General features: G+C 73.1%; 22 protein-coding genes. 13 read left to right on the top strand and 9 right to left on the bottom strand.

Translation table 11 applies throughout. The annotated features are described in order from the left end of the window. Nucleotides 1-2: 2 nt before the first annotated feature. From ACVHNB_RS22935 to ACVHNB_RS22925, 3 genes are all read left to right on the top strand, one after another. The gene (locus ACVHNB_RS22935; RefSeq protein ID WP_456225745.1) at nt 3-905 is read left to right on the top strand and encodes a shikimate dehydrogenase; all 903 of its coding nucleotides are present in this window, start codon (nt 3-5) and stop codon (nt 903-905) included. A 56-nt stretch (nt 906-961) separates the two neighbouring features. Next, the gene (locus tag ACVHNB_RS22930) at nt 962-2,779 is read left to right on the top strand and encodes a bifunctional sugar phosphate isomerase/epimerase/4-hydroxyphenylpyruvate dioxygenase family protein (protein WP_428956831.1); all 1,818 of its coding nucleotides are present in this window, start codon (nt 962-964) and stop codon (nt 2,777-2,779) included. 93 nt (nt 2,780-2,872) lie between these two features. Further along, nucleotides 2,873-3,934: a PP2C family protein-serine/threonine phosphatase gene (locus ACVHNB_RS22925; protein ID WP_456225744.1), complete on the top strand. Its 1,062-nt coding sequence runs from the start codon at nt 2,873-2,875 to the stop codon at nt 3,932-3,934. Between the two features lie 15 nt (nt 3,935-3,949). Here the strand turns inward: ACVHNB_RS22925 and ACVHNB_RS22920 are convergent, their stop codons facing one another. After that, the gene (locus tag ACVHNB_RS22920) at nt 3,950-4,519 is read right to left on the bottom strand and encodes a DinB family protein (protein WP_456225743.1); all 570 of its coding nucleotides are present in this window, start codon (nt 4,517-4,519) and stop codon (nt 3,950-3,952) included. An 88-nt stretch (nt 4,520-4,607) separates the two neighbouring features. On the opposite strand from ACVHNB_RS22920, the gene glsA reads away from it, so the two are divergent. Further along, nucleotides 4,608-6,401 carry a glutaminase A gene (glsA, locus tag ACVHNB_RS22915; protein ID WP_456225742.1) on the top strand — a complete coding sequence of 598 codons (1,794 nt, stop codon included), beginning with the start codon at nt 4,608-4,610 and terminating at the stop codon, nt 6,399-6,401. Between the two features lie 9 nt (nt 6,402-6,410). Here the strand turns inward: glsA and ACVHNB_RS22910 are convergent, their stop codons facing one another. Further along, complete coding sequence (locus ACVHNB_RS22910; protein ID WP_428956835.1) at nt 6,411-7,073, bottom strand: M15 family metallopeptidase; 663 nt, start codon at nt 7,071-7,073, stop codon at nt 6,411-6,413. Between the two features lie 138 nt (nt 7,074-7,211). On the opposite strand from ACVHNB_RS22910, the gene ACVHNB_RS22905 reads away from it, so the two are divergent. The 4 genes from ACVHNB_RS22905 (at nt 7,212) to ACVHNB_RS22890 (ending at nt 9,620) form a co-directional block, all read left to right on the top strand. Continuing rightward, a complete protein-coding gene (locus tag ACVHNB_RS22905; RefSeq protein WP_428956836.1) occupies nt 7,212-7,478 on the top strand; it encodes a hypothetical protein in 267 nt (88 codons plus the stop codon). 33 nt (nt 7,479-7,511) lie between these two features. Then, nucleotides 7,512-7,805, top strand: a complete 294-nt coding sequence (locus ACVHNB_RS22900) for a GNAT family N-acetyltransferase (RefSeq protein ID WP_428956837.1) — start codon at nt 7,512-7,514, stop codon at nt 7,803-7,805. A 111-nt stretch (nt 7,806-7,916) separates the two neighbouring features. Continuing rightward, nucleotides 7,917-9,095: a 4-hydroxybenzoate 3-monooxygenase gene (locus tag ACVHNB_RS22895; RefSeq protein ID WP_428956838.1), complete on the top strand. Its 1,179-nt coding sequence runs from the start codon at nt 7,917-7,919 to the stop codon at nt 9,093-9,095. A gap of 36 nt (nt 9,096-9,131) precedes the next feature. After that, nucleotides 9,132-9,620 (top strand): SRPBCC domain-containing protein, encoded by a 489-nt coding sequence (locus ACVHNB_RS22890; RefSeq protein ID WP_456225741.1) that lies wholly within the window; start codon nt 9,132-9,134, stop codon nt 9,618-9,620. A 31-nt stretch (nt 9,621-9,651) separates the two neighbouring features. Here ACVHNB_RS22890 and ACVHNB_RS22885 read toward each other — a convergent pair whose 3' ends face one another. Together ACVHNB_RS22885 and ACVHNB_RS22880 are read right to left on the bottom strand one after the other, a co-directional pair. Continuing rightward, the gene (locus ACVHNB_RS22885) at nt 9,652-10,881 is read right to left on the bottom strand and encodes an amidohydrolase (protein ID WP_428956840.1); all 1,230 of its coding nucleotides are present in this window, start codon (nt 10,879-10,881) and stop codon (nt 9,652-9,654) included. Next, nucleotides 10,878-12,269, bottom strand: coding sequence for an MFS transporter (locus ACVHNB_RS22880; protein ID WP_428956841.1), 1,392 nt, complete (start codon nt 12,267-12,269; stop codon nt 10,878-10,880). The genes ACVHNB_RS22885 and ACVHNB_RS22880 overlap by 4 nt, the downstream gene beginning before the upstream one ends. Nucleotides 12,270-12,486: 217 nt before the next feature. Here ACVHNB_RS22880 and ACVHNB_RS22875 point away from each other — a divergent pair, with 217 nt between their 5' ends. Continuing rightward, nucleotides 12,487-13,506, top strand: coding sequence for an Lrp/AsnC family transcriptional regulator (locus tag ACVHNB_RS22875; RefSeq protein ID WP_428956842.1), 1,020 nt, complete (start codon nt 12,487-12,489; stop codon nt 13,504-13,506). Nucleotides 13,507-13,526: 20 nt separating this feature from the next. On the opposite strand, the gene ACVHNB_RS22870 is transcribed toward ACVHNB_RS22875, so the two are convergent. Next, nucleotides 13,527-14,519 (bottom strand): GlxA family transcriptional regulator, encoded by a 993-nt coding sequence (locus ACVHNB_RS22870; RefSeq protein ID WP_428956843.1) that lies wholly within the window; start codon nt 14,517-14,519, stop codon nt 13,527-13,529. Nucleotides 14,520-14,714: 195 nt separating this feature from the next. Between ACVHNB_RS22870 and ACVHNB_RS22865 the strand changes: the two genes are divergently transcribed. Beyond that, nucleotides 14,715-15,305, top strand: coding sequence for an isochorismatase family protein (locus ACVHNB_RS22865; RefSeq protein ID WP_456225740.1), 591 nt, complete (start codon nt 14,715-14,717; stop codon nt 15,303-15,305). Nucleotides 15,306-15,409: 104 nt separating this feature from the next. On the opposite strand, the gene ACVHNB_RS22860 is transcribed toward ACVHNB_RS22865, so the two are convergent. The 4 genes from ACVHNB_RS22860 to ACVHNB_RS22845 form a co-directional block, all read right to left on the bottom strand. Next, the gene (locus ACVHNB_RS22860; RefSeq protein WP_428957758.1) at nt 15,410-17,695 is read right to left on the bottom strand and encodes a beta-xylosidase/alpha-l-arabinosidase; all 2,286 of its coding nucleotides are present in this window, start codon (nt 17,693-17,695) and stop codon (nt 15,410-15,412) included. A 104-nt stretch (nt 17,696-17,799) separates the two neighbouring features. Then, nucleotides 17,800-18,642, bottom strand: a complete 843-nt coding sequence (locus ACVHNB_RS22855) for a carbohydrate ABC transporter permease (protein WP_428956845.1) — start codon at nt 18,640-18,642, stop codon at nt 17,800-17,802. Beyond that, entirely contained in the window at nt 18,642-19,571 is a 930-nt protein-coding gene (locus ACVHNB_RS22850) for a carbohydrate ABC transporter permease (RefSeq protein WP_428956846.1), read from the bottom strand. Before ACVHNB_RS22850 ends, ACVHNB_RS22855 begins: the two co-directional genes overlap by 1 nt. Next, nucleotides 19,568-20,869 (bottom strand): ABC transporter substrate-binding protein, encoded by a 1,302-nt coding sequence (locus ACVHNB_RS22845; protein ID WP_456225739.1) that lies wholly within the window; start codon nt 20,867-20,869, stop codon nt 19,568-19,570. Before ACVHNB_RS22845 ends, ACVHNB_RS22850 begins: the two co-directional genes overlap by 4 nt. A 139-nt stretch (nt 20,870-21,008) precedes the next feature. On the opposite strand from ACVHNB_RS22845, the gene ACVHNB_RS22840 reads away from it, so the two are divergent. The 3 genes from ACVHNB_RS22840 to ACVHNB_RS22830 all read left to right on the top strand — a co-directional run bounded on the left by ACVHNB_RS22840 (nt 21,009) and on the right by ACVHNB_RS22830 (nt 24,859). Further along, nucleotides 21,009-22,037 (top strand): LacI family DNA-binding transcriptional regulator, encoded by a 1,029-nt coding sequence (locus ACVHNB_RS22840; RefSeq protein ID WP_456225738.1) that lies wholly within the window; start codon nt 21,009-21,011, stop codon nt 22,035-22,037. A gap of 186 nt (nt 22,038-22,223) precedes the next feature. Next, nucleotides 22,224-23,840 carry a phosphodiester glycosidase family protein gene (locus ACVHNB_RS22835; RefSeq protein WP_456225737.1) on the top strand — a complete coding sequence of 539 codons (1,617 nt, stop codon included), beginning with the start codon at nt 22,224-22,226 and terminating at the stop codon, nt 23,838-23,840. A gap of 20 nt (nt 23,841-23,860) precedes the next feature. After that, complete coding sequence (locus ACVHNB_RS22830) at nt 23,861-24,859, top strand: alpha/beta hydrolase (protein WP_456225736.1); 999 nt, start codon at nt 23,861-23,863, stop codon at nt 24,857-24,859. Nucleotides 24,860-24,949: the final 90 nt, after the last annotated feature.

The following is a 24,949-nucleotide window of genomic DNA, read 5'->3' as shown; positions in this document are numbered from 1 at the left end:
ACGTGCCCCAGGACTCGTATCTCGTCGGTCTGATCGGAGCCGGAATCGGCCCCTCGCTCACTCCCGCCCTGCACGAGCGCGAGGCCGACCGGCAGGGGCTGCGCTGCCTCTACCGCCTTCTCGACATCGACGCCCTCGGCCTGCGGCCCGAGAACGTGGGGGAGCTGCTGCGCGCCGCCCGCGACGTCGGCTTCGACGGGCTGAACGTCACGCACCCGTGCAAGCAGCTCGTCATCGAGCACCTCGACGCCCTGTCCCCGCAGGCCGAGGCGCTCGGCGCCGTCAACACCGTGGTGATCGCGGACGGCCGCGCCACCGGCCACAACACCGACGTCACCGGATTCGCCGCCTCCTTCGCGCGCGGCCTGCCCGACGTCCGCACCGACCACGTCGTGCAGGTGGGCGCCGGGGGAGCGGGCGCCGCCGTCGCCCACGCCGTGCTCACCCTCGGCGCGGGCCGGGTCACCCTCGTCGACGCGGCGCCCGAGCGGGCCGCCGCGCTGGCCGACTCCCTCGACCGGCACTTCGGCGCCGGACGAGCGGCCGCCGCGGCCCCGGACGCGCTCGCCGCCCTGCTCGCCGACGCCGACGGCATCGTGCACGCCACCCCCACCGGCATGGCCGCGCACCCCGGACTGCCGTTCCCCGCCGACCTGTTGCACCCCGGCCTGTGGGTCGCCGAGGTCGTGTACCGACCGCTGGAGACGGAGCTCGTGCGCACCGCCCGCGCGCTCGGCTGCGCCGTGCTCGACGGCGGCGGCATGGCCGTCTTCCAGGCCGTCGACGCGTTCCGGCTCTTCACGGGGCGCGAGCCGGACGCCGGACGCATGCTCGACCACTTCGCCCGACTCGCCCAGCCGACCGGCACGTTGAAGTCCTCGGGAGCCGCTGCCGGCACCGCCTGACCGCCCCCGCCCGCAGAGCCCCACGCGACCTTCCCTTCCCCTCGCAGGAGTCCGCCGTGCGCACCTCCATCGCCACCGTCTCGCTCAGCGGGTCGCTCACCGAGAAACTGACCGCCGCCGCCCGCGCCGGGTTCGACGGCGTCGAGATCTTCGAGAACGACCTGCTCGCCAGCCCCCTCGCCCCCGAGGAGATCCGGGGCCTGTGCGCCGACCTCGGTCTGCGCATCGACCTGTACCAGCCGATGCGCGACATCGAGGCCGTCCCCGCCGACGTGTTCGCCGAGAACCTGCGCCGCGCCGAGCACAAGTTCCGTCTCATGCAGCGCCTCGGCGCCGACACGGTCCTCGTCTGCTCCAGCGTCTCGCCGCTCGCCGCGGACGACGACGCCCTCGCCGCCCGCCACCTGCGCCGACTCGCCGAGCGCGCGGCCGACTTCGGGATCCGCGTCGCCTACGAGGCGCTCGCCTGGGGCCGCCACGTCAACACGTACGACCACGCCTGGCGCATCGTCGAGGCCGCCGACCACCCCGCACTCGGCACCTGCCTCGACAGCTTCCACATCCTCTCCCGGGGCCGCGAACCCAAGGACCTCGAAGGCATCGCCGACATCCCCGGCGACAAGATCTTCTTCCTCCAGCTCGCCGACGCGCCGCTGCTCGCGATGGACGTCCTGCAGTGGAGCCGCCACTACCGCTGCTTCCCCGGCCAGGGCGATCTCGACGTCGCGGGACTGCTGCGGCACGTGCTGCGCACCGGCTACGCGGGCCCCCTGTCCCTGGAGGTGTTCAACGACGTGTTCCGCCAGGCCGAGGCCGGGCCCGCGGCCGTCGACGCCCTGCGCTCCCTCCTCGTCCTCCAGGAGGCCGTCGGCGAGGGCGAGCTGCCGCCGCCCGTGGTGCCCACCGGCGTCGCGTTCGCCGAACTCGTCACCCCCGACGTCGAACCCGCCGCCGCGCTGCTGACCGCGCTCGGCTTCACCCGCACCGGCCGCCACCGCGGCAAACCCGTCGACCTGTGGGAGCAGGGCCCGGCCCGCGTCCTGCTCAACACCGGGCCCGCCGCCCGCCGCGACGGCACCGTCCTGGCCGCCGTCGGCCTGGAGACCCCGGACCCGGTGGCCGCCGCCCGACGCGCCGAGGCCCTGCTCGCCCCCGTGCTGCCGCGCCGCCGCTCCACCGGCGACGTGCTCCTCGACGCGGTCGCCGCCCCCGACGGCACCGAACTCTTCTTCTGCGCCACCGACCGGCCCGGACACCCCAGCTGGACCACCGACTTCGCGCCCACCGGCGAGCACGCCGACGACCACGCGGGCATCCGGGGCATCGACCACCTGGCGCTCGCCCAGCCCTGGCACCAGTTCGACGAGGCCTCCCTGTTCCACCGGGGCGTCCTCGGACTCGACGCCCAGCCGAGCGTCGACGTCGCCGACCCCTACGGCCTGCTCCGCAGCCGTGCCTTCACCAGCGCCGACGGCGCCGTCCGCATCGCCCTCGGCGTGGGCCCCGCGCCCGGCGACGAGCACGCCCGCGCCCAGCACATCGCCCTCGCCACCGACGACGTCGTCACGGCCGCCCGGCGCTTCCGCGCGGCCGGCGGGCACCTGCTGCCCATGCCGGCCAACTACTACGACGACCTCGCCGCACGCTTCGAGTTCGCCCCGGGCGAGCTGGAGACGTACCAGGAACTGGGCATCCTCTACGACCGCGACAGCCAGGGCGTCTTCCGCCACTGCTACACGCACACCCTGGGCCGCGTCTTCTTCGAACTGACCCAGCGCGACACCGGCTACCGCGGCTACGGCGCCCAGAACGCACCCGTGCGCCTCGCCGCCCAGCACGGATCGGGGGCGCCGCCGCGGACTGCGATCGGGTAACGAGATCACGGGAATCTCATCAGGCCCCAAGAAAACACGCATACGCTCAGGAACCGACGGAACCGACTGACGAGCCGTCCCGGCGGGGGAGCGATGAGGCAGACGAAGGGTCTGGACGGGCGGGTGCTGCCCGCCCTGCCGTACTGCGTGATGGCACTCGTGGTCGTCACCGAAGTGCTCACGCCCACGGGATTCGGCCTGCTGCCCCTGATGTCGCTCGGCCCGGCGTTCGCGGGCCTCGTCGGCAGCAAGCGGCGCACCGCCCGCATCGGTGCCGTCGCCGCCCTGCTGTGCGTCGTCCTCGCCGCGTCCGACGGCACGCTCGGCAGGCGGCGCGTGTACATCGCGGTGGTCAGCGTCGCCGGGGTCACCGCGGCCGGCCTGCTCGCGGTGGCGCTCCGGGAGCGCCGCGACGCCGAACTGGCCAGCGTCCGCTCCATAGCCGAGGTCGCGCAGCGGGTGCTGCTGCGTCCGGTGCCCCGCGTCGCGGGCGAACTGCGGGTGGCGGTCTCCTACACCTCGGCCGTGGCGCAGGCCCGGATCGGCGGCGACCTGTACGAGGTGGTGGTGGCGCCCGGCGGCACCCGGGCCGTCATCGGCGACGTCCAGGGCAAGGGGCTGGAGGCCGTGGAGACCGCGGCGCTGGTGCTCGGCGCCTTCCGCGAGGCCGCCCACGACGAACCCGAACTCGCGGGCCTGGGCGGCAGACTGGCCCGCGCCGTCGACCGCGAGCTGGAGGGCGAGCGGTTCGTCAGCGCCCTGCTCGTCGAGGTGCCGACGGGCGGTGGCGCCGTCACGTTCCTCAACTTCGGGCACCCGCCGCCGCTGATCGTGCGCGCCGACGGCACCACCCTGTTCCCGGAGCCGCCCCGGTACGCGCTGCCGCTCGGCCTGAGCGAGCACGGCGGGGACCAGCCCCTGCCGTACACCGTCGACTTCGCACCCGGCGACCAGATCCTGCTCTACACGGACGGGGTGAGCGAGACACGGGACGGGGCCGGGGACTTCTACCCGCTCGCCGAGCGCGTGTCCCTCCTCAAGGACCCCGACGCCGAGGCGGCCATCGAGCGGCTGCGCACGGACCTGGTGGACCACGCGACAGGACCGCTGCACGACGACGCGGCGATGCTGCTGCTCCGCCACCGCGAAGCCTGACCCGGCCCGCCCCAGCTACTTCCCGGCCTGCTCGGCCACGCGCTGGAGCCGGTCGCGGTACTCCTGCCACCACGCCGGATCGTGCGAGGGCAGGCTGTCGTTGTCCTCGCGCCATCCCACCGCGCCGTCGAGGCCCTCACGGAGGATGTCGGCGTGCCCCGCGTGCCGCTGTGTGTCGCCGAGCACCCGGACCAGTACGTGGTGGAGCGTCACTTCATTGCGCTCCTTCGGCCACCACGGCACCGCGCCGACCGTGTCCAGCGGGAGGGCGTGGACCGAGGCGTCGGTATGGGTCCAGGCCCGCCGGTAGCGCTCCACGATCAGCTCGCGCGACTCGTCGGCGGTCGCGTACGAGTCCTCGTCCGGATCGGGCAGCGGCACGTCGTGCGCTCTGCCGAACGTGTCGCAGAGGTAGCCCAGCTCCACCGACGTCACATGCTTGACCAGACCCAGCAGATTCGTGCCGGTCGGCGTCAGCGGACGGCGGATGTCGTACTCCGACAGCCCTTCCAGCTTCCACAGCAGCGCGTCCCTGGCATCCTGCAGATAGCGGAGCAGGTCCTTCTTCTGTTCGATCTCGCTCATGCCGGGAGTCTGCCCTGCGCGTCCGGCCGGCCCAAGGCGATTTCCACCAGCGGGTGCACCACCGCCCCGGATGGGTTTCGATGGCCGGGTGCGACACAAGCAGCAGGGCGCCCCGAACGATCCGCTCACCGCGCTCCTCGACCGGGTGCGGGTCCGGCTGCGCGACCTCGACGACGGCGATCCCGCCTCGTACATCCCCGAGCTGAGCCGCGTCGACCCGGACCTGTTCGGGCTGAGCCTGTGCGCCCTGGACGGCCAGGTCTACGGCAGCGGCGACACCACGGCCCCGTTCACGGTCCAGTCCGTGTCCAAGCCGTTCGTGTTCGCCCTCGCCCTCGCCGACCGGGGCCTGGAGGAGGTCCTCGCGCGGGTCGGCGCCGAGCCCAGCGGGGAGGCCTTCAACTCCATCCGCCTGGAGCCCGGCACCGGCCGCCCGCCCAACCCGATGGTCAACGCCGGTGCCATCGTGACCAGTTCACTGGTCGCCGGAGACACTCCCGAGGCCCGCTCCGCCCGCATCCTGGACGGCCTGAGCGCCTTCGCCGGCCGCCCGCTCGACGTCGACGAGGCGGTGTACGCCTCCGAGTGCGCGACCGGCGACCGCAACCGGGCCCTCGCCTACCTCATGCACAACGCGGGTTCGCTCACCGGTGACGTGGAGGAGCAGCTCGGCGTCTACTTCCGGCAGTGCTCCGTCCTCGTCACCTGCGACGACCTCGCCGTGATGCACGCGACCCTGGCCGGCGGCGGCGTCAACCCGGTCACCGGCCGCCGCGTCGTCGCCCCGCGCCACGCCCAGCACGTCCTCGCCGTCATGGCGACCTGCGGCATGTACGACGCGTCCGGCCACTGGATGCTCAAGGTCGGCATGCCCGCCAAGAGCGGGGTGTCCGGCGCGATCGGCGTGGCCCTGCCGGGACAGTTCGGCATCGGCGTGTTCAGCCCGCCCCTGGAGGAGAAGGGCAACAGTGTGCGCGGCATCGCCGCCTGCCACCTGCTCTCCGACCAGTTCGGGCTGCACCTGATGCGGGCCGTCGACCCGCAGCGCCGCCCACTGCCGCCCCGCTCCCTGCACGGCACTCCGCTGCGATCCCTGCGCCACCGGCCGCGGACCCAGCGCGCCGCCCTGGACGCCCACCCGGACCGGATCCGCGTCCACGTGCTGCAGGGCGACCTGGACTTCGCGACCGCCGAGCAGACGCTGCGCGTGGCCCATGAACTGACCCCGGCCGTCGGCTGGTTCGTGCTCGACCTGACGCGCGTCGGCCGCGTCGAGACCGTCGCCGCCGATCTGCTGCGGGCCCTCGGCGCGGATCTGCGCGGGCGCGGCGTGCGGATGGTGCTCGCCGACCCCGACGAACGGCAGGCCATGAGCCGCACCTCGGACGAGTTCCCCGACCTGGGGCGGGCCCTGGAGACCTGCGAGGACGACCTCCTCACCGCCCTCGGGCTCGACCCCGACGATCCGGTCCCGCTCGCCGCCTGCGACCTGTTCGGCCGCGCCGACGAGCGGCTGCGCCCGGCCCTCGCCGAGGCCTTCGACACCTTGCACCTCGACGCCGGGCAGACGGTCGAACCCCCGGCCGCCCGGCCGGGCGAACGCATCGTCCTCTGGTACGTCGAGTCGGGGCGCCTCGCCGTCTGCGCCGACGCCGCCGGCGCGGTCTCCCCGCTGCGGACGTGGTCGGCCGGACCCGGCGCCGCACTCACCCCGGCCGACTTCCCCGCCCGCTTCGCCCGGCAGGTCCTCGCCGAACGCGACACGTCCTGCCGCACGCTCACCGCCGCCGCACTGGTACGGCTGCGGGACCGGGTGCCCGACGCGGTGGCGTTCCTGGAGCGGGCGCCGCTGGAGGGCGCCGAGACCGTCGACCGCCCCTAGGCCTGTCCCTCAGCGGCCGTTGGCGGAGAAGTGCTGATAGTCCGGGTGCGCCCAGCGCGCTCCCCACGCCCAGCCGACGCGCCGCATCGCCGTCGTCACGGCGTCCCCGGCGCGCAGCATGCCCGGCGCCCGCCGACGCCGGTCGAGGAACCGGGCTCCGGCCGCCGGATGGACCCGGCCGTGCACGTCCACGTACGGGTTCTCCAGGGTGTTGATGTCGACGGCGTCACCGTAGGAGTGCTGGGAGACCACACCGGCGTTCCCGGTCACCCCGCGGCAGTTGAAGGCGGACGTGTTGTCGTCGGCCATCGCGGCTGTGTCACTTCCGTTGTACGCCGCCATGGGCCGCATCCTGCGGATCGGGAACCGGGCGGCGAACGCCTTCCTGAAGACGTACACCACGTCGTCGACGACCCGCTCGTGCACGACGATCTCACCGCGGTGCACCCGGCCGTCGAACCCCCAGTGGTCGAGCCGGACCGAGCGCAGACGACGCGGCGCCACGGGACAGCCGCGATGCCACGTCCGGCCCAGCTGGGCCGTGGTGACACCCCGTACCTGGTACGTGAACCGGGGCGGGGCCTCCACGGCACGGGCCGGCCCGGCGACGACGGTCGCGAGCAGGGCGGTGAGCAGGGAGGTCAGCAGCAGGAAGCGGCAGCGGTGGGGCACCGGGTCAACCTAGAGGGCGTCTCCCGCGCGGGAGACGTGAAACGCCGGGGACCGGTGTGACGAGCCCCCGCCCAGCGGACAGGGCAGGACCGGGGTGCCCGATGCCGATTGTCAGTGGTGGCTGCGAGGGTGGACGGCATGGACGAGCAGGAGTTCATGCAGGGAAGGGTGTACGGCGCCGACCACGAGGACGCGGGCCCGCGGCCCTGGCGTGCCTACGCGCAATTGGTGGGCGGCCCGCTGGACGGGCTGCTCCTGGATGTCACCGACCGGCCCGACCAGGAAGGGGCAGCGGTCGTCGCGCTCCCCACCGAACTGGGCGCGTTCGGTCCGGGAGGCCGTGCGCTGTACCGGCCCGTGGACAGCGGGGGAAGCCGCCTCGCCTGGCAGGGAGACGCGCCATGATGGGGGACGGTCACGCTGGACCGGGCCGATCCCTTGTGGGCGGACACGGCCGGCACCGCCGTGTACGTGCACCGGACGGCGGTGCGCCATTGGGCCCGCGGCCTGGGCGCGGTGATCCTGGACTGGGCCGAACGGACCGCGCGACAGCACGACGCGGTGGCGCTGCGGCTGGACTGCGTGCGGTCCAACGGACGACTGCGCGCCTCCTACGAGGACCGGGGGTTCACGCACCGCGGCGATGTGCCGGTGGGCGGCGCCCCCGGACAGCGGGCGGAGGAGGGCCCGGTGACGTGGGCCAGCCGGTACGCGCGGCTCCTCGCGCCATGACGCCCGCAGAGCGACTCCGCACTCCGGTGCACACCCCGCGGCAGCCGTCGCCATAATGGCCGCGTGACTGCCACCCGGTATCCCAACTCCCTTTCCCCGAAACGTTTTCCGGTGGTCATCGTGGGCGCCGGTCCCGCCGGACTCACGGTGGGGAACATCCTGCGGGCCGCGGGGATCGACTGCGTGGTCCTGGAGCGCGAGACGCGCGCGTTCATCGAACGGCGCCCGCGCGCGGGCGTCATCGAGGAGTGGGCGGTACGCGGCCTCGAGAAGCGCGGCCTCGCCGGGAACCTGCTCGCGCGGGCCGGCCGGCACACCGCCTGCGAGTTCCGCTTCGAGGGGGAACGACACCGCTTTCCCTACACCGAACTGACAGGCAGTCACCACTTCGTCTACCCGCAGCCGCTGCTGGTCACCGACCTGGTGCACGAGTACGCCGATGCGCGCGGCGGCGACATCCGCTTCGACGCCCGAGACGTACGGCTGCACGACGTGGACACCGACCGGCCCTCGGTCTCGTACACCAGCCCCGACAGCGGCCGGCGGCACGTGCTGCACTGCGACTTCGTCGCCGGGTGCGACGGCGCGCGCGGCACCGGCCGGAGCGCACTGTCCGCCGGCCCGGTCCGCGTCGCACGGCACGACTACGGCATCGGCTGGCTCGCGCTGCTCGCCGAGGCGCCGCCGTCCGCGGACTGCGTGCTGTTCGGCATGCACCCCGACGGATTCGCCGGGCAGATGCCCCGGAGCCCGGACGTCACCCGCTACTACCTCCAGTGCCCGCCCGGCGACGACCCGGACGGCTGGCCGGACGACCGCGTCTGGGAGCAACTGCACCGCCGCCTCGCCGCGACCGGCGCCGCGCCGCTCACCGAGGGCCCGCTCATCGAGAAGCGCGTCCTGGACATGCACGACTACGTGGTCGAACCGATGCGGCACGGGCGTCTGTTCCTGGCCGGAGACGCCGCCCATCTGGTCGCGCCGATCGCGGCCAAGGGCATGAACCTCGCCCTGCACGACGCCTTCCTCCTCGGTGACGCCCTCACCGCGCACATCCGTCAACTCCCGGACGCGGAAGCAGGACTGGCGTCGTACTCGCAGACGTGTCTGCGCCGCGTCTGGGACTACCAGGAGTTCTCGCAGTGGCTCTCGGAGGTGTACCACGGGGCGGCCACGGGTGACCCGTTCCGCACCGGCACCACACTCGCCCGGCTGCGCCGTCTGTTCACGTCTCCGAGCGCGGCGGCCGCCTTCGCCGAGCAGTACCTGGGCACCGCCGAGCGCTACTGACGCGCCCCCGTCGGGCGGCGCCGTTAGCGTGGCGCCATGTATGCGACACGGATGTCCCATCATGTGAACGCCTCGCCCGGCGCCGTCTACCGCGCGCTGCTGGACGCGGACGCGGTCGCCGCGTGGCGGACGCCCGCCGGGATGCGCGGCCGGGTCCACGAATTCGACGCGCGCGAGGGAGGCAGGTTCCGGGTGTCGCTCACGTACGACGCGCCCACGGCCACCGGCAAGTCGGACGCCCGCACCGACACATACCACGGCAGCTTCGTGCGGCTCGTCCCGGACGAACAGGTCGTCGAGGAGCTCGAGTTCGAGACCGCCGACCCGGCGCTGCGCGGCACCATGACGATCACCACGACGCTCACCGCGGCCGGCGGCGGCACCGACGTCCTCCTCGTCCACGAGGGCGTCCCCGACGCGGTGCCCGCCGCCGACAACGAGACGGGCACCCGGATGGCCCTCGCGAACCTGGCCCGGTACGTGGAGGGGCAGGGGCGCCCGGCCCCGAACCAGGCGACGGGCTGAGGCAGCGGCCGACGTCCGCGATCACCTGCGGTCATTCGACGCGGGCACGGCCCGAGACGCCCTGGAGCAGGCGGCGCCGCTGCGCGCCGTCCGTCGCGGCCGCCACCGCGGTCAGCGCCAGCGCCACCGCGCCGTCGAGGACCGCCAGGTCGGCGCCCGGTGACTTCCCGTACGACGCGAAACCGGCCGTGTGCTGCAGGGCGCCACCGGTGTCGTAGCCGATGGTCGGGTGGATCGACGGCAGCAGACGCGAGACGTTGCCCATGTCCGTGGACGCCATCGTCTCGCCGCGCCGGGACACCGGGTCGCGACCCAGTGCGCGGGCCGCGTCGACGTAGGCACGGGTGAGGAAGTCATCCTGGCGCAGATCCGCGAAGTCCCTTCCACGGGGCTCCAGTTCGAGGCGGGCACCGGTCGCCAGGGCGCCGGCCTCGAAGCAGGCGCGGACCCGGTCCTGGGTGGCCGCGAGCTGCTCGACCGTGGGGGCGCGCACTTCGTAGCGGGCGCGGGTGAGTTCGGGGACGACGTTCGGCGCGCCACCGCCGTCGGTGACGATGCCGTGGACCAGGGACCCCGGGGGCAGGTGCTGGCGCAGCAGGCCGAGCGCGGTCTGGGCCACGGTCAGCGCGTCCAGCGCGTTCACGCCCTCCCACGGCGCGAGGGCCGCGTGCGCGGGCCTGCCCCGGTAGGTGATGTCCCACGCGCCGATCGCGAGGGACGACGCGCCGACGCTGTCGTCGGCCGCGGCGTGCACCATCATCGCCGCCGCCACGTCGTCGAAGACCCCGGCCTCGACGAGCAGCACCTTCCCGCCGATGTCCTCCTCGGCCGGGGTGCCGATCAGCCGGACCGTGATGCAGAGCCGGTCCGCCACGGCCGCGAGGGCGAGCGCCGCGCCGACGGCCGCGGCGCCGTTCACGTTGTGCCCGCAGGCGTGCCCGATACCCGGCAGCGCGTCGTACTCGGCGCAGAACGCCAGCACCAAGTCTCCTGATCCGTACGTGGCTTGGAAGGCCGTGGGCAGGGCGGCGAGAGGGCGGGTCACCGTGAAGCCCGCCGTCGTGAGGAGCTCGGTGAGCTTGGCCGCTGAGCGGTGCTCCTGGAGAGCGGTCTCGGGCTCGTCGTGCAGGCTGTGGCTGAGCGCGACGAGATGCTCGCGCCAGGTGCCCACCGCCCCCTGTACCGCTGCGCGTACCGGGTCGGGTTCGTGTACCGCGTCGGGTGCGCGTACCGCATCGGGGGCGGTCCGTGGCGTTGTCATACGAGGCCTTCCTTCGGGGTGACGGGGGAGACGGGTGCGGTGGGGTGCGGAGCGGGCGTCCGGCGCTCGCCGTAGACCAGCCCCAGGGCCGCCCCGAGCAGTGCCACGGCGCCGCACACACCCCAGCTCCACTGGTAGCCCGACAGAGCAATGCGGCCGCCCGTGCCGCCCAGTTGATGCGCCGCGAACAGGCCGCCGATGACGGCCGCGCCGATCGCCGCGCCCAGCGACAGGGCCAGTTCGTTGAGCGCGACGGCCAGCGCTGTCTGCCGCTCGGGCACGATCTCTGCCGACAGCGTCCGCGTGATCGACTCGAACAGGCCCGTCGCCAGGCCCACGAGCAACGCCGACGTGACGTACTGGGGGAGCGTGGCGTGGAACAGGATCATGCCGAGGAAGCCCACCGCGACGAGGACGCCGCCGGTCGCGAGCACGGCCCGGTCACCGATGCGTCGTGCGAGCCGCGGCGTCGCCGTGGAACCGGCGAACCCCGCGACCACCATCGCCAGTGACACGGTCGCGATGGCCTGCGGACCGAGGCCCATGCCGTACCCGGTGCGGGCCGGGTCGGAGCCGAGGAACAGGGCGTTGGCCCCCAGGAAACCGATCGTGCCGAACGCCGCGCAGAACGTGTGCGCGCTGACCACCGCGAGCCGCCGGTCGCTCAGCATGCGTACGTTCACCAGCGGATGCGCCGCACGCCGCTCGACCGCCACCCACGCCCCGAGCACCGCCACGGCGAACGCCCCGGTGCCCAGGGAGCGCGCCGACGCCCAGCCCCAGGCACCGCCCTGCGCGAGCACCAGGACGAGCGCCACCAGACCGGCCGTCAGCAGGGCTGCCGCGCCGTAGTGGAACCGGCCGCCGCGCGGCCCGTCGCTGTCCGGCAGCAGCAGACCGGCGACCAGGGCGACGACCGCGACCGGAACCGCCGCCCACAGACCCGCCACGGCGTGCCGTTCACTCAGGGCTCCCGCCACCAGTCCGCCCACACCGATGGCGATCAGCAGCGCGCCGACCAGGAGCGAGATGCCGGTACGGCCGCGTTCGGGGGCGCGGGAACGCAGGATCCCCGCGAGCAGCGGGAAGAACCCGACGAGCGCGCCCTGCAGCACCACGCCCACGGCGAGCGTCGGCACCGTCGGCCACACCGCCATCAGCAGCGAACCCGCCGTCACCATCGTCAGCGCCACCCGCAGCAGCCGCCGGTGCCCGTACAGGTCACCGAACCGCGACAGCAGCGGCGTCAGCACGGCGAACGCGCACTGCGACAGCAGGTACAGATTGTTCTGACCCACACCGCCGATACCCAGCTGACGGCCCAACTCCGGCAGCAGCGGCGTGAGATAGCCCTGCACGACACCACCGAACGCCACGACCACCGCCATCGCGGCGAGCATCCCGCGACCGGTGCCGAGGCCGCCCGGGACAAGGCCCGGGGGCCGTCTGCCCGCCGTAGAACCTGCTGCGCCCACATCTGCGCCCACGTCTGTGCCCACAGGGGGCCTCCTTCTGGTGGCCGGAATCGAAAGTGCTGGCTACTGTGCGGGCGGCGGCCGTACGCGACCGCCGATTCGACGGAAAGATGCAGGGAGCACACCGCGCATGCGAGAAACGGTCACCGTCAGCGAGCTGGACCTCGCCCTCGTCAACGCCCTGCAGCTGCGCCCGCGGGCCCCGTGGACCGATCTCGCCCCGGCGCTCGGCGTCACCGCGAGCACCCTCGCCCGGCGCTGGGAGCGGCTGACCGAGCAGGGGCTGGCGTGGGTCTACGCCGCGCCCGGCCGGGAGTTCTCCAGGAGCCGCTGCACCGCGTTCGTGCTGCTGCGCTGCCGCCCCGGCACACGGCGCCGCGTCGCCGAGCGGCTGTGCCGGTTCGAGGAGGCGGCGACGGTCGAACTGACCGGGCCCGGCAGCGCCGACCTGCTCCTCGACGTCCTCGCCCCGGACCTGCCCGCGCTCACCCGCTTCCTCACGACCCGGCTCGAGCCACTGCCCGGTCTCGTCTCCGTCGACTGCCTCTTCGCGACGTCCCTCTCCGTCGAGGGCAGCCGCTGGCGCCTGCGCTCGCTCGCGCCCACCCAGCTGACAGCCCTCGGCGCCACGGCATCGGGAGCGCGGGAACCGGTCCCTGTCCTCGAACCCGACACGGTGGACCGTGCGCTGCTGGAGGCGCTGGTGGGCGACGGCCGGCTGGGACTCGCCGCGCTCGCCGACCACGCCGGCACCAGCCCGGCCACCGTCCGCCGCCGGCTGCACCGCCTCGCCGACTCCGGGGTCCTCACCTTCCGCTGCGACATGGCCCCCGTGCTGGCCGGCCGGCCCGTCCCGGTGTCCTTCCTCGCCCGGGCCCCGGCACGCGACACGGCCACCGTGCACCGGACCCTGGCCGCGCTGCCCGAGTGCCGGGTGGTCGCGTCGGTCACCGGCAGCGCGAACATCTTCACTACGCTGTGGGTGCACGACCTCGCGGACATCCAGCGCCGCGAGACCGCCCTGGGCGCCCGCCTGCCCACCCTGACGGTGACCGACCGCATCGTGGGCCTGCACACGATGAAACGCATGGGCCATCTCCTGGACGAGGACGGCCGCCGCGTGGGGCTGCGGGCGATCCGCCCCTGGTGACCCGTCGCGCCCGCCGGCGCTCAGCCGGGGAGGGTGCGGAAGCGGCGCCGGTACTCCGTGGGTGTCGTGTCCAGCTGGCGGCGAAAGGCCCTGACGAGCGTGTCCGTCGTGCCGAACCCGCACGTGGACGCGATGCGTTCGAGGGTCGCGTCGGTGGACTCCAGCTGGTTGCGGGCCCGCTCGACCCGGGCGGACTCGATGTACCCGGCCGGGGTGGTGCCGAGCTCGGTCTTGAAGATGCGGGTGAGCTGCCGCTCGCTGACGTGGGCGTGCGCGGCGAGGTCCGTGACCGTGAGGTGCTCGCCGAGGTGAGCCGTGACGTAGAGGCGCAGATCCTCGGTGCGCCGCGTGGTGGAGGCGGGTTCGAGAGGCACGCTGAACTGGCTCTGCCCGCTCGGCCGCTTGAGGTACATCACCAGCTGCCGGGCGATGCGCAGGGCCGTGGCCTCGCCGAAGTCGTCGGCGACGAGGGCGAGGGACAGGTCGAGGCAGGCGCTGATGCCCGCGCCGGTCCACACGTCGCCCTCGCGGATGAAGATGGGGTCGGCGTCCACATCGATCTCCGGGTGGTCGGCGGCGAGTTGCTGCGCCGTCGACCAGTGCGTCGTGGCCCGCTTGCCGTCGAGCAGACCGGCCGCGGCGAGGAGATGTGCGCCCACGCACACGGAGGTGATGCGCCGGGACCGCCCGGCGAGGGTGCGCACCCGGTCGACCACGACGGGATCGGTCAGGGCCCGCACCCGGCGCTCGTCGTCGACATCGACGGACCCGGGCACCAGCAGGGTGTCGATGGAGCGCTCGGCGACCTCCGCGAACGTGGCGTCCGGCAGCAGGCGCACCCCCGCCGAGGTGGTGACCGGGTCCCTCGTCTCGGCGGCCAGGACGACGTCGTAACCCGTCGCGTCGGCCGTCTCGCGCCGTGCGAGCGCGAAGACCTCCGGTGGTCCGGTGACGTCGAGCAGATCGACGCCCTCGAAGAGAACGATGACGACGAGGCGCTCGACGGTGCTCAACGGGTCCCCCGGGTGGATCGGCAACGGTGAGGTCCGGACCGGTGTCGCCGGACCGGCAGGGCACGGCGGCGGCGATGTCCGGATCTGCATGCTAGATGACATTGCAGACATCGGCGGACCGCGCATAGCGTTCCAGACGTGGCTCACCACGCGGTGACCTGCGAGAACCCGTACGAATCCTGAGGTGGTACTCCCATGGCTACGACGACCCTGCGCGCGCTCAACGGCTTCGACGAGACGCCCGCGTCGCTCGCCGACTCGACCCTGATCCTGGTCGACTACCAGAACACGTACACCCGTGGCGTCCTGGAGCTGGAGGGCTGGCAGGCCGCGCTCGACGCCGCCGCCGGACTCCTCGCCCGGGCCAGGGCGGCGGGCGCGACGGTCGTGCACGTCATGCACGACGGCGGCCCGGGCACCCCGTACGACATCCGCGAGGACATCGGCCGGATCCACCCGCGCGTGGCCCCGGTCGAGGGCGAGCCCGTCGTCGTCAAGCAGGCCCCGGACTCCTTCGTGAACACCGACCTCGGTGACCATGTCGATGCCGCCGGGCACAAGGACGTGATCGTGGTCGGGTTCATGACGCACATGTGCGTGCTGTTCACCGCGCAGGGCTCGTTCCTGCGCGGGAACCGGCCCACGGTCGTCGCCGACGCCAGCGCCACGCGGCCCTTGTCGTCCCTGGGCACGGAGCTGCCCGCGGACCAGATCCACCGTGGCGCGCTCGCCACGATCGCCGACCTCTACGGCGTCGTCGTCCCGCACGGCGCGTCCCTGGTCTGACACCCGTCACGCGCCGGCAGTCGCTGACCGTTCCGGACTCCCGAAAGTATGTCGACATGCCGGAGCCCGGCCGTCCTGACCGACGGCCGGGCACACCGAACCGGTCAGGCGACCGGCGCCGGCTCCGTCGTCAGGTGCGCGTGCAGGCGACGGCCGTGGTCGACCTCCCGCACCGGGCCGGTCAGGGTGACGCGCGCGGTCAGCAGCGGACGCGTGCTCGACGCGCTCAGCCGCAGCTCCAGCTCGCCGGGCTCGACGACGCGCCGGCCCGCACGCCCGGTGAACGCGGCGAGATCGGCCGGAACCCGGGCCCGGACCCGGACCGCTTCGCCCGGCGCCAGCTCGTCGAGACGTACGTAGCCGACGAGACGCTGCACGGGCTGCACCACCGAGGCGACCGGATCGTGCAGATAGAGCTGTACGACCTCGGTGCCGGGCCGCGATCCGCTGTTGCGGACCGTGCAGGCGATCTCGAACTCGCCGTCGGTGGCGGCGATCCGGCCGGGCACGTCCAGGTCGCTCCACTCGAACGTCGTGTAGGCCAGGCCGTGTCCGAAACCGAAGGCCGGGCCCGGATCGAGGTTCGACACCTCGGAGGCCTGGCCGAGGCGCGCCGCGAGATAGGTCGCGGGCTGCGCACCCGGCTGCCGGGGCACGCCGATCGGCAGCCGCCCCGACGGGAGCACACGACCGCTGAGGATCCCGGCCAGCGCGCGGGTGCCCTCCTCGCCGGGGAAGAACGTCTGCACCACGGCGGCCGCCTCCTCCGCCGCCCGCCCGAGGGCGTAGGGGCGGCCGGCGAGCATCGTCACGACGACCGGAGTGCCGGTGTCGAGGAGTGCGTCGAGCAGTTCCTGTTGAGCGCCGGGCAGAGCGAGGGAGGCGGCGTCGCACCCCTCGCCGCTGGTGCCCCGCCCGAACAGGCCGGCCCGGTCGCCGAGCGCGGCGACGACCACATCGGCGCCGCGTGCCAGCTCGACGGCCGCGGCGAAACCGGCCCCGCGCGGCGCGTCGACCTCGTCGAGGCCGCGCGCCACGACGACCTCGTTGCCGGGGAACTCCGCCGCCAACGCCTCGTGCAGCGTGGGCAGTTCGATGCCGAGCGGCGTGTCCGGCGTACGGCTGCCGACGTGCACCGGGAACGAGTAGCACCCCAGTACGGCCGTGGGCTCCTCGGCGAGCGGACCGATCACGGCGACGCGGGCCCCCGGCGCCGGGGCCAGGGGGAGGGTGCCGTCGTTGGTCAGGAGCACCGCGGACTCCTCGGCGATGCGGCGGGCCAGGTCGCGATTGCCCTCGGGGTCGAGGTCGACGGAGCTCCGCACGCGTTCCGCGTCGGTGCCGGTGAGCCTGGCGGGGGTCGGGTCCCAGTCCGGGTCCAGCAGGCCCGACTCGGCTTTCTGGGCGAGGACCCGGCGGGCCGCCCGATCCACCAGGTGCTCCGGTACGAGCCCGTCGGCGACCGCCTTGCGCAGCGGTTCACCGAAGGCCTTCACCGTCGGCAGTTCCACGTCGACCCCGGCGGTGAGCGCGGTGCCGGCGGCCTCCGCGAGGGAACCGGCCACCCCGTGCAGGGTCTGGAGGAACGCGATCCCGAAGTAGTCGGCGACGACGGTCCCCTCGAACCCCCAGGTGTCGCGGAGCAGCCCGGTCAGGAGCTGCTCGTCGGCGGCGGACGGGATGCCGTCGGTGTCGGTGTAGGCGTGCATCACCGACCGGACGCCGCTCTCCCGCACGGCCATCTCGAACGGCGGCAGCACCACGTCGGCGAACTCGCGCGGCCCCATGGAGACGGGGGCGAGATTGCGTCCCGCCCTGGACGCGGAGTACCCGGCGAAGTGCTTGAGCGTGGCGACGATCCCGGCGGACTCCAGGCCCTGGACGTAGGCGGTGGCGACGGTGCCGACGAGGTAAGGGTCCTCTCCGATCGTCTCCTCGACGCGGCCCCAGCGGGCATCGCGTACGACGTCGAGCACCGGGGCGAGCCCCTGGTGGATGCCTACCGAGCGCAGGTCGCGCCCGATCGCCGTGGCCATCGCGCGGACCAGCGCCGGGTCGAACGTGGCGCCCCAGGACAGCGGCACCGGATACGCCGTGGCGCCCCAGGCGGCGAACCCGGCGAGGCACTCCTCATGCGCGAGGGCGGGGATCCCGAACCGGTTCGCCGCGGCGATCCGCCGCTGCGTGCGCGCCAGCGAGAGGGCGCCGACGGCCGGGTCCACGGGCGCGGTCCCGAAGGGCCGGGTCAACTGGCCGAGCCCGTGCGGGAGCAGCTCGTCGAGGTCGACCGCCTCTTCCATGTCGTGCTGGTACGGGGCGACGTCGCCGCCCTCCGCCGAGGCGCCGACCCAGACCCCGAAGAGCTGGGCGATCTTCTCCTCGAGGGACATCGCCGCGAGCAGCGCGTCGGCCCGGTCGGCGGGCGCGGCGCTCGGATCGCGCCACAGCGGGGCGGGGGACGCGGCGTCCCGGTCCGTTCGGCTCATGTGGTCGGTCACTTTCCTCCGACTCCCATCAGCCCCTGGACCAGGGCACGACGGGCGAACAGGTAGACGATCAGGATGGGCAGCATGGACAGCACGACCGCGGAGAGCAGGCCGGGGATGTCGACGCCGTGTTCGGTCTGGAAGTCGTAGAGCCCCATGGTGATGACCTTGGAGTCCGCGGACTGGGTGAGCACCAGCGGGAACAGGAAGCCGTTCCACGCCTGCAGCGCGGAGTACACCGTGATGGTGGACAGACCACTGCGGGACAGCGGCAGGACCAGCCGGAAGAAGGTCCGCCACGGTGACGCGCCGTCCATCGTCATCGCCTCGTACAGCTCCGGCGTGATGTCCCGCATGGCCCCGGTCAGGATGAGCGTGCACACGGGCATCGCGAAGGCGGCCGTCGGCAGGATGACGCCTATGAGGTGGTCGTAGAGGCCGGCCTCGCTGATCACGTAGAACATCGGCACGATGACGGCCTGCGCGGGGATCGCGAGGCCCAGCAGGAACAGCCGGAACACCCCGCCGGTGAGCCGGCCGCGGCCGCGCACGATGGCGTACGCGAGCGGGGGCACGAGCAGCAGGACGATGCCGACCACGCTGACCGTGACGACGAGGGTGTTGACGAAGTACTGCCCGAAACCGCTGTTGAAGTTGTCGACGTAGTTGTCGAGCGTGAAGTGCCGGGGGAGCGACAGCGGTCCGTTCCCGCCGTAGTCGGCGCGCGACTGGAACGTGGCCACCAGCATCACGTACAGCGGCAGGCCGACCAGGAACAGCCAGATCAACGAGCCGAATCCGGCGAGGTAGTTGGGGCGCTCGCGCCGCCTTGCCCCGGTCCTGGCGCTCATCACAGTCCCTCCATCTGGCTGCGCATCTTGTCGTAGCCGGACAGGCGCACCATGACGAGCGAGACGACCGTGGCGACGAGGACCAGGAGCAGCCCGACCGCGGAGGCCGCTCCGTAGTCGAAGCTCTTGAACGCCTTTTGGTACATGTAGTACGCGCTGATGGTGGTGTCCGTGCCGGGCCCGCCCTGGGTGAGGATCAGCACCGTGTCGAACGTGGTGAGGCCGCCGACCACCATCAGGATCGTCGAGGTGATGATGCTGTTGCGCAGTTGCGGCAGGGTGATGTGGAAGAACTGGCGCACCGTGCCCGCGCCGTCGATCTGCGCCGCCTGGTAGAGGACCGGCGGCACGGCGCGGGCGGCGCCCTGGTAGATGAGCGTGTGCAGCGGTGTGAACTGCCAGGTGCTCACGAACACGAGGACGCCGATCGCGGTGGCCTGGTGCCCGAAGAGATTGCCGTCGCCGAACAGCCACGCGGCCTGCGCCGGCACCCCGAAGTTCGGGTCGAGGACGGCGCGCCACAGGACGGACACGGCGGCGGCGGACAGCAGCAGCGGGACGAAGTAGATCGCCGACAGGACGGCCCGGTTGCGCTGGTGCCCGGCCGCCCAGACACCGAGGAGCAGACTGAGCGGCGTCTGTACGGCGACGCCGAGCACGGTCAGCAGGACGCTCAGCCACAGGCTCTTGAGCATGACCGGGTCGTCGAGGAGCCGTTGCCAGTTGTCGAGGCCGACGAACTCCGGGTCGGTCAGGCCGTTCCAGCTCGCGAACGACAGAACGGCGACCAGGACCAGCGGAACGAGGGCGAAGAGAGCGAAGAACACCGCGGCGGGGACCGCCCAGCCGACACCGGGGCGGCCCACCCCGGCACCGCCGCCGTCGCCGCGGGCCGGGGTCGCGCGGGCGCGCAGGGGCTCGTCGGTCATGAGGTGGGCAGGGCCTGCATCGCCTTGACGAAGCCGTCCGCGTCCAGCGATCCGTTGAAGAACTGCTGGATCGCCTGGTACATCGACGTCGCCGCGGACTGCGGGTAGGCCTGGTCCCACGACAGCTGGAACGACGGGGCCTTCTTCACGAGGTCGTACTGGAACTTCGCGTAGTCGGGGCTCACGGCCTCGTCGAGATGGTCGGCCGTGTTCGTCGTGGTGGGCAGGTTGCCGATGCCGAGATGCGCCTTCACGAACTCGTCCGAGTACTGCATCTTCAGGAACTCGGCGACGGCATCGGGGTGCTTCGTCTTCTTGAGGACGGAGTAGAAGTTGTTGGTGTTGCCGACCAGGTCGGCCGCGTCGCCCTTGCCGCCCTCGACGGACGGGAAGGCGGTGTAACCGAAGTCCTTCTTCGCGAACTCGGGGTGGGCGTCCTGCTGGGTCGAGTACTCCCAGGACCCCATCAGCTCGAAGCCGGCCTTGCCGGTGGCGAGCAGCGTGGGCGAGCCCTGGTCGGTGAACTTCACGGAGTCGAAGTTGGAGCCGAACGCCCCGGCGTCGACCAGTTCCCTGATCATGCCGAGCGCCTTCTTGCTGTCGGCACTCGCCCAGGCGTCCTTGTCGCCGTCGAGGGCCTTCTGGAACAGGTCGGGACCGGCGATGCGGTCGTAGAGGTACTCGAACCACATGAGGGTCGGCCAGCGGTCGCCGCCGCCGAGCGCGATCGGGGTGACGCCCTCGGCCTTGAGCGCCTTGACCGCGGCGAGCAGTCCGTCCCACGTCGTGGGCGGCTCGACGCCCGCCTTGTCGAGCACCTTCTTGTTGTGGAACAGGAGCACCGGCTGGGTGCCGCGCATGGGGATGCCGTACGGCTTGCCGTCGACCGTGGCGCTGTTGAACACGGACGGCAGGAAGTTCGACTTGAGCTTCGGGTCCTCGGCGATGAAGTCGTCGAGGGGGAGGAGCAGTCCCGCGTCCACGAAGGGCTTGATGCTGCCGCCGCCCCAGTTGTAGAAGACGTCCGGGGCCTGCTTGCTGCTGATGATCGTCTGCAACTTGGCCTGGTAGTCGGCGCCCGGGATGGTGTCCAGGACCGCCTTCACCTTCGACTTCTTGTTGAAGTCGGCGATCAGCTGCTTCTCCACCTTGTTCGCCGAGTCCCCGTACACCAGGACGTGGATCTTCCCGTCGTCGCCGGCCGCGTCGGAGCCACCGCATCCGGCCAGGGCGAACAGCAGTGTCAGCGCCGCACCGCCGGCGGCGACAGTTCTCGGCAACCGTGCGCGTAGGGTCATGGTCCCGCCTCTCGAAACTCTTTCGGTCCAGCTACCGAAAGTTCACACGTCGGGACGGTAGGTGTCGCCCAGAGAGGGGTCAACCCCGGGGCGTCGGGTTACCAAAGCGTTACGAGGCGGGGGGACTTGGCGGTGGCTTATGCTCCTCACCATGCGAGATGACGAGGAGTTGGGCCGCATCACCCTGGCGCAGGTGGCCCAGGAGGCGGGGGTCTCCCTTTCGACAGTTTCGAAAGTGCTCAACGGGCGCCAGGACGTCGCGGGCCCGACACGGACCCGGGTGGAGAACCTCCTGGAGGAGCACGCCTACCGGCGCACGACCCGGGCCGCGCGGGAGGCCCCGCTCATCGAGCTGGTCTTCCACGAGCTGGAGAGCGTCTGGGCGCTGGAGCTCATCCGGGGCGTCGAGAAGGTCGCCAAGGCCCAGCAGGCCAGCGTGGTGCTCACCGAGAGCGGCACCCGTCAGGCGCCGGGGCCCGAGTGGATCGAGGGCGTGCTGCAGCGCAGGCCGCGCGGCGTGGTCCTGGTCTTCTCGGCGCTGCCCGCCGAGGTCAAGCAGCGGCTGCGGTCGCGCTCCATCCCGTTCGTCATCATCGACCCGGCCGGAGACCCCGAGCCGGACGTGCCCTCCGTCGGCTCGGCCAACTGGAACGGCGGCCTGGTCGCCACCCGGCACCTGCTCGAACTCGGCCACCGGCGCATCGGCATCATCACGGGCCCCGGCGACATGCTGTGCTCGCTGGCCCGCCTCGACGGCTACCGCTCGGCGCTGAGCATGGCCGGACTCCCGGCCGACCCCGAGCTCGTGCGGTACGGGGACTTCCACGTCGAGGGCGGCCGCGAGCGCGCGGTGGAGCTGCTCGACCTGCCCGAACCGCCGACCGCGATCTTCGCGGGCAGCGATCTGCAGGCCCTCGGCGTGCTGGAGGCGGCTCGCCTGCGCGGGCTGCGGGTCCCGGAGGACCTGTCCGTGGTCGGCTACGACGACGTGCCCCTGGCCCAGTGGTCGAGCCCCGCCCTCACGACCGTCCACCAGCCGCTGCGGCAGATGGCCGAGGAGGCGGTGCAGATGCTGATGCGCCTGCGGAGGGGCGAACCGGTCACGACACGGCTGGAGTTGGCGACGAGCCTGGTCAAGCGCAAGAGCACGGCGGCGCCCGCGGCATAGGAAGGTCCGGCGCCCGGGGGAGCGGTGAGAGGTCGGGCGGGCGACGGCCGGCCCAGCGGTCCGGAACGGCCGGATGAATTACGTGTACATGCCTTGACTGGTGGTCTCGACCACACGCACCGTTGCGAGGGCCGTCCTGCACCGGACGCCCGTCCGGCTTGCGCAGTGGCGTCCCGTGGGGGGTTCGTGAACAGCAGACTGTTCGGCGCGGGCGCGGTGCTGTCCGTCCTCGCCGTGCTCGGGTCCCTGCCGGCGCCGGCGTCCTCGGCGCCGCGGCCCGGGGCGCACCGCGGCCTGCCGCTCGGCGCCCCCGACCTGTCCGAGACCCGCACCACCCGGACGCTCCAGCCCGGTGTCACCCTCACCCGGATCGTGCGCGGCGCGGACGCCTCGCCCCTGCCGTGGACGGTCGAGGTCTCCATCCCCGGCGGTGCCGGCTCCCCGGACCCCGACGCGCCCCCGACAGCGCTGAAGGACCGGGCCAGCGCCGACGAACTCGCCGCGGACCTGCGCGCGGACGGCTTCGACGCCCGCGCCGAGGACGTCGTCACCCCGGCCGTGGCGGACCACGCCGGGGGATCGCTCGGGTGGCGGGTCCGGGTCGGCCGGTTCGACTCCGAGGCGGCGGTGACGGCCGAACGCACCCGGCTGCGCACGGCCGGGTACACCGGCGCGGCCGCGTACACCGGATGGGACGGGAACCCCACGGACCGCGGACCCTGGCGGATCGACGTGCTCACCGTCGACCCGCACCGGTTCCGCGGCGCACTGCGGGCCTCGTACGGCCCGGATCTGGAGAATCGCGAGACGACCAGCGAGCTGGCCGCGGCGGCCGGCGCGACCGCGGCCGTCAACGCCGGCTTCTTCGTCCTCGACCCGCGCGCCGGCGCTCCCGGGGACCCGGCCGGCGTCGGCGTCTACGACGGCCGGCTGCTGAGCGAGACGGTGAACGGGCGGCCGGGCCTGGTCGTCCGGGACTCCGCCCGCGGGACCCGGGTCGAGCGGTTCACCTGGCGGGGCCGGATCGTCGGTGGGGGCGAGGTCCTGCCCCTGGACGGCATCGACCGGGTGCCGGGCCTGATCAGGAACTGCGGCGGCACCGCCGACGACACCCCCACCTCGGCGCCCCTGCACGACACGACCTGCACCGACCCCGACGAACTCGTCGCCTTCACCCCGGAGTTCGGACAGCGGACCCCCGAGGGCGACGGGCTGGAGGCGGTGCTCGACCGGCACGGCCGGGTGACCGAGGTGCGCTCCCCGCGGGGCGGTGCGCTGCCGGACGGCGGCAGCTCCGTCCAGGCCACCGGCCGGAACGTCGCGGCCCTGGCCGCCGTCGCGAAGACGGGCCGGAAGCTCGCATTCCAGGGCGGGTTGAGGGACACCGCGGGGCGTCCCGTCCCGACGCCCCGCGGGACGAGCATCGTCAACGGCGGCCCCGAACTGGTCCGCGACGGCCGGCTGCACGTCACCCCGGCCGCCGACGGGATGGTCCAGCCCGGCAACCCGAGCTTCTTCTACGGCTGGGCGCACAAACGGAATCCGCGCACGCTGGCCGGCGTGGACGCCGCCGGACGGACCGTGCTCGTCACCGCCGACGGGCGCAGCACCGGCGCGCTCGGACTCAGCATCCCGGAGAGCGCCGCGGTCGCGAAGGCACTGGGCCTGCGCGACGCGATCAACCTCGACGGCGGCGGCTCCACCACCATGGTCGCCGACGGCGAAGTGCTGGGCGATCCGTCCGACGCCACCGGTGAACGCCCGGTCGGGGACGCCCTGTTGATCCTCCCCGACCGCACCTGACCCGACCGACGGGAGCCGCCATGACCGCCGCCTCGATCCGCTGGACCAGACCCCTGCTGCTCGTTCTGTCCGCCCTGCTGCTCACCCTCGTACCGAACTCGACAGCACTGGCCGCGAACCCGGCCACGGCCTCCCGCGGCGCCGAGGTCGTCGCGGTCACCCGGGTCGCCGACCGGCAGGTGGACCTGTCCGTACGCTCATCCGCGCTCGGCGGCCGCACGGTGAACGTCCGCCTGCTCACCCCCGACGGCTGGAACCCGAAGGACCGCCGTCACCACTGGCCCACCCTGTGGCTGCTGCACGGCTGCTGCGGCGACTACACCTCCTGGACGAACCTCACCGACGTCGCCCGCGTCGACAGCCTGCGCGACGTCCTCGTGGTCATGCCGGAGGCCGGCTGGAACGGCTGGTACAGCGACTGGTGGAACGACGGACAGGGCGGCGACCCGGCCTGGGAGACCTTCCACACCCAGGAGCTGCGCGGGCTCCTCGAACGCGACTGGGGAGCGGGCGCCCGCCGCGTCGTGGCGGGCCTGTCCATGGGCGGCCAGGGCGCCCTCATGTACGCCGCCCGGCACCCGGGCATGTTCAAGGCGGCAGCGGCGTACTCCGGATCCGTGCACCCGCTCCTGAACGACGAGTCCGTCGACCGGATCATGGGCTTCTTCGCCGGCCAGGGCGACGACCCGCGCAAGGTCTGGGGCGACCCCGTCGCCCAGCGCGACATCTGGGCGGCCCACGACCCGTACCACCTGGCCAAGGGCCTCACCCGGATCCCCGTCTACCTCTCGTGCGGCGACGGCACCACGGGCCCGCTCGACCCGCCCGGCACCACCAGCGCGCTCGAAGCGGACTTCAACCGGCAGAACCAGGCTCTGGCCGGCGAACTCGACCGCCTCGGCGCCCGCCGCCTGACCACCCACTTCTACGGCCCGGGAACCCATGGCTGGGCCTACTGGCAGCGCGAGCTGCACTCCTCGCTGCCGATGCTGCTCCGGGGACTCGGGGTGGACCACTGAGCATGGGCGGGGGCGGCGTTGCCGTGCGCGCCGGGCGCTGAGCCCCTGGTCAGACGTTCGCGCAGGTCGGAACGGGTGGCGTAACTCCGG

This window comes from Streptomyces sp. YJ-C3 (genome assembly GCF_053891275.1).
Note: the sequence above shows the minus strand (reverse complement) of the source record. Positions and strands in the feature narration are given on the sequence as shown.

What these genes read in the sequence shown, in the direction of transcription:
- ACVHNB_RS22925 (WP_456225744.1), top strand. Translation starts at nt 2,873, where the DNA reads ATGAGGCAGACGAAGGGTCTGGACGGGCGGGTGCTGCCCGCCCTGCCG.
- ACVHNB_RS22920 (WP_456225743.1), bottom strand. Translation starts at nt 4,519, where the DNA reads ATGAGCGAGATCGAACAGAAGAAGGACCTGCTCCGCTATCTGCAGGAT.
- ACVHNB_RS22905 (WP_428956836.1), top strand. Translation starts at nt 7,212, where the DNA reads ATGGACGAGCAGGAGTTCATGCAGGGAAGGGTGTACGGCGCCGACCAC.
- ACVHNB_RS22890 (WP_456225741.1), top strand. Translation starts at nt 9,132, where the DNA reads ATGTATGCGACACGGATGTCCCATCATGTGAACGCCTCGCCCGGCGCC.
- ACVHNB_RS22885 (WP_428956840.1), bottom strand. Translation starts at nt 10,881, where the DNA reads ATGACAACGCCACGGACCGCCCCCGATGCGGTACGCGCACCCGACGCG.
- ACVHNB_RS22880 (WP_428956841.1), bottom strand. Translation starts at nt 12,269, where the DNA reads ATGGCGGTGGTCGTGGCGTTCGGTGGTGTCGTGCAGGGCTATCTCACG.
- ACVHNB_RS22875 (WP_428956842.1), top strand. Translation starts at nt 12,487, where the DNA reads ATGCGAGAAACGGTCACCGTCAGCGAGCTGGACCTCGCCCTCGTCAAC.
- ACVHNB_RS22865 (WP_456225740.1), top strand. Translation starts at nt 14,715, where the DNA reads ATGGCTACGACGACCCTGCGCGCGCTCAACGGCTTCGACGAGACGCCC.
- ACVHNB_RS22860 (WP_428957758.1), bottom strand. Translation starts at nt 17,695, where the DNA reads ATGTCCCTCGAGGAGAAGATCGCCCAGCTCTTCGGGGTCTGGGTCGGC.
- ACVHNB_RS22855 (WP_428956845.1), bottom strand. Translation starts at nt 18,642, where the DNA reads ATGAGCGCCAGGACCGGGGCAAGGCGGCGCGAGCGCCCCAACTACCTC.
- ACVHNB_RS22850 (WP_428956846.1), bottom strand. Translation starts at nt 19,571, where the DNA reads ATGACCGACGAGCCCCTGCGCGCCCGCGCGACCCCGGCCCGCGGCGAC.
- ACVHNB_RS22845 (WP_456225739.1), bottom strand. Translation starts at nt 20,869, where the DNA reads ATGACCCTACGCGCACGGTTGCCGAGAACTGTCGCCGCCGGCGGTGCG.
- ACVHNB_RS22840 (WP_456225738.1), top strand. Translation starts at nt 21,009, where the DNA reads ATGCTCCTCACCATGCGAGATGACGAGGAGTTGGGCCGCATCACCCTG.
- ACVHNB_RS22830 (WP_456225736.1), top strand. Translation starts at nt 23,861, where the DNA reads ATGACCGCCGCCTCGATCCGCTGGACCAGACCCCTGCTGCTCGTTCTG.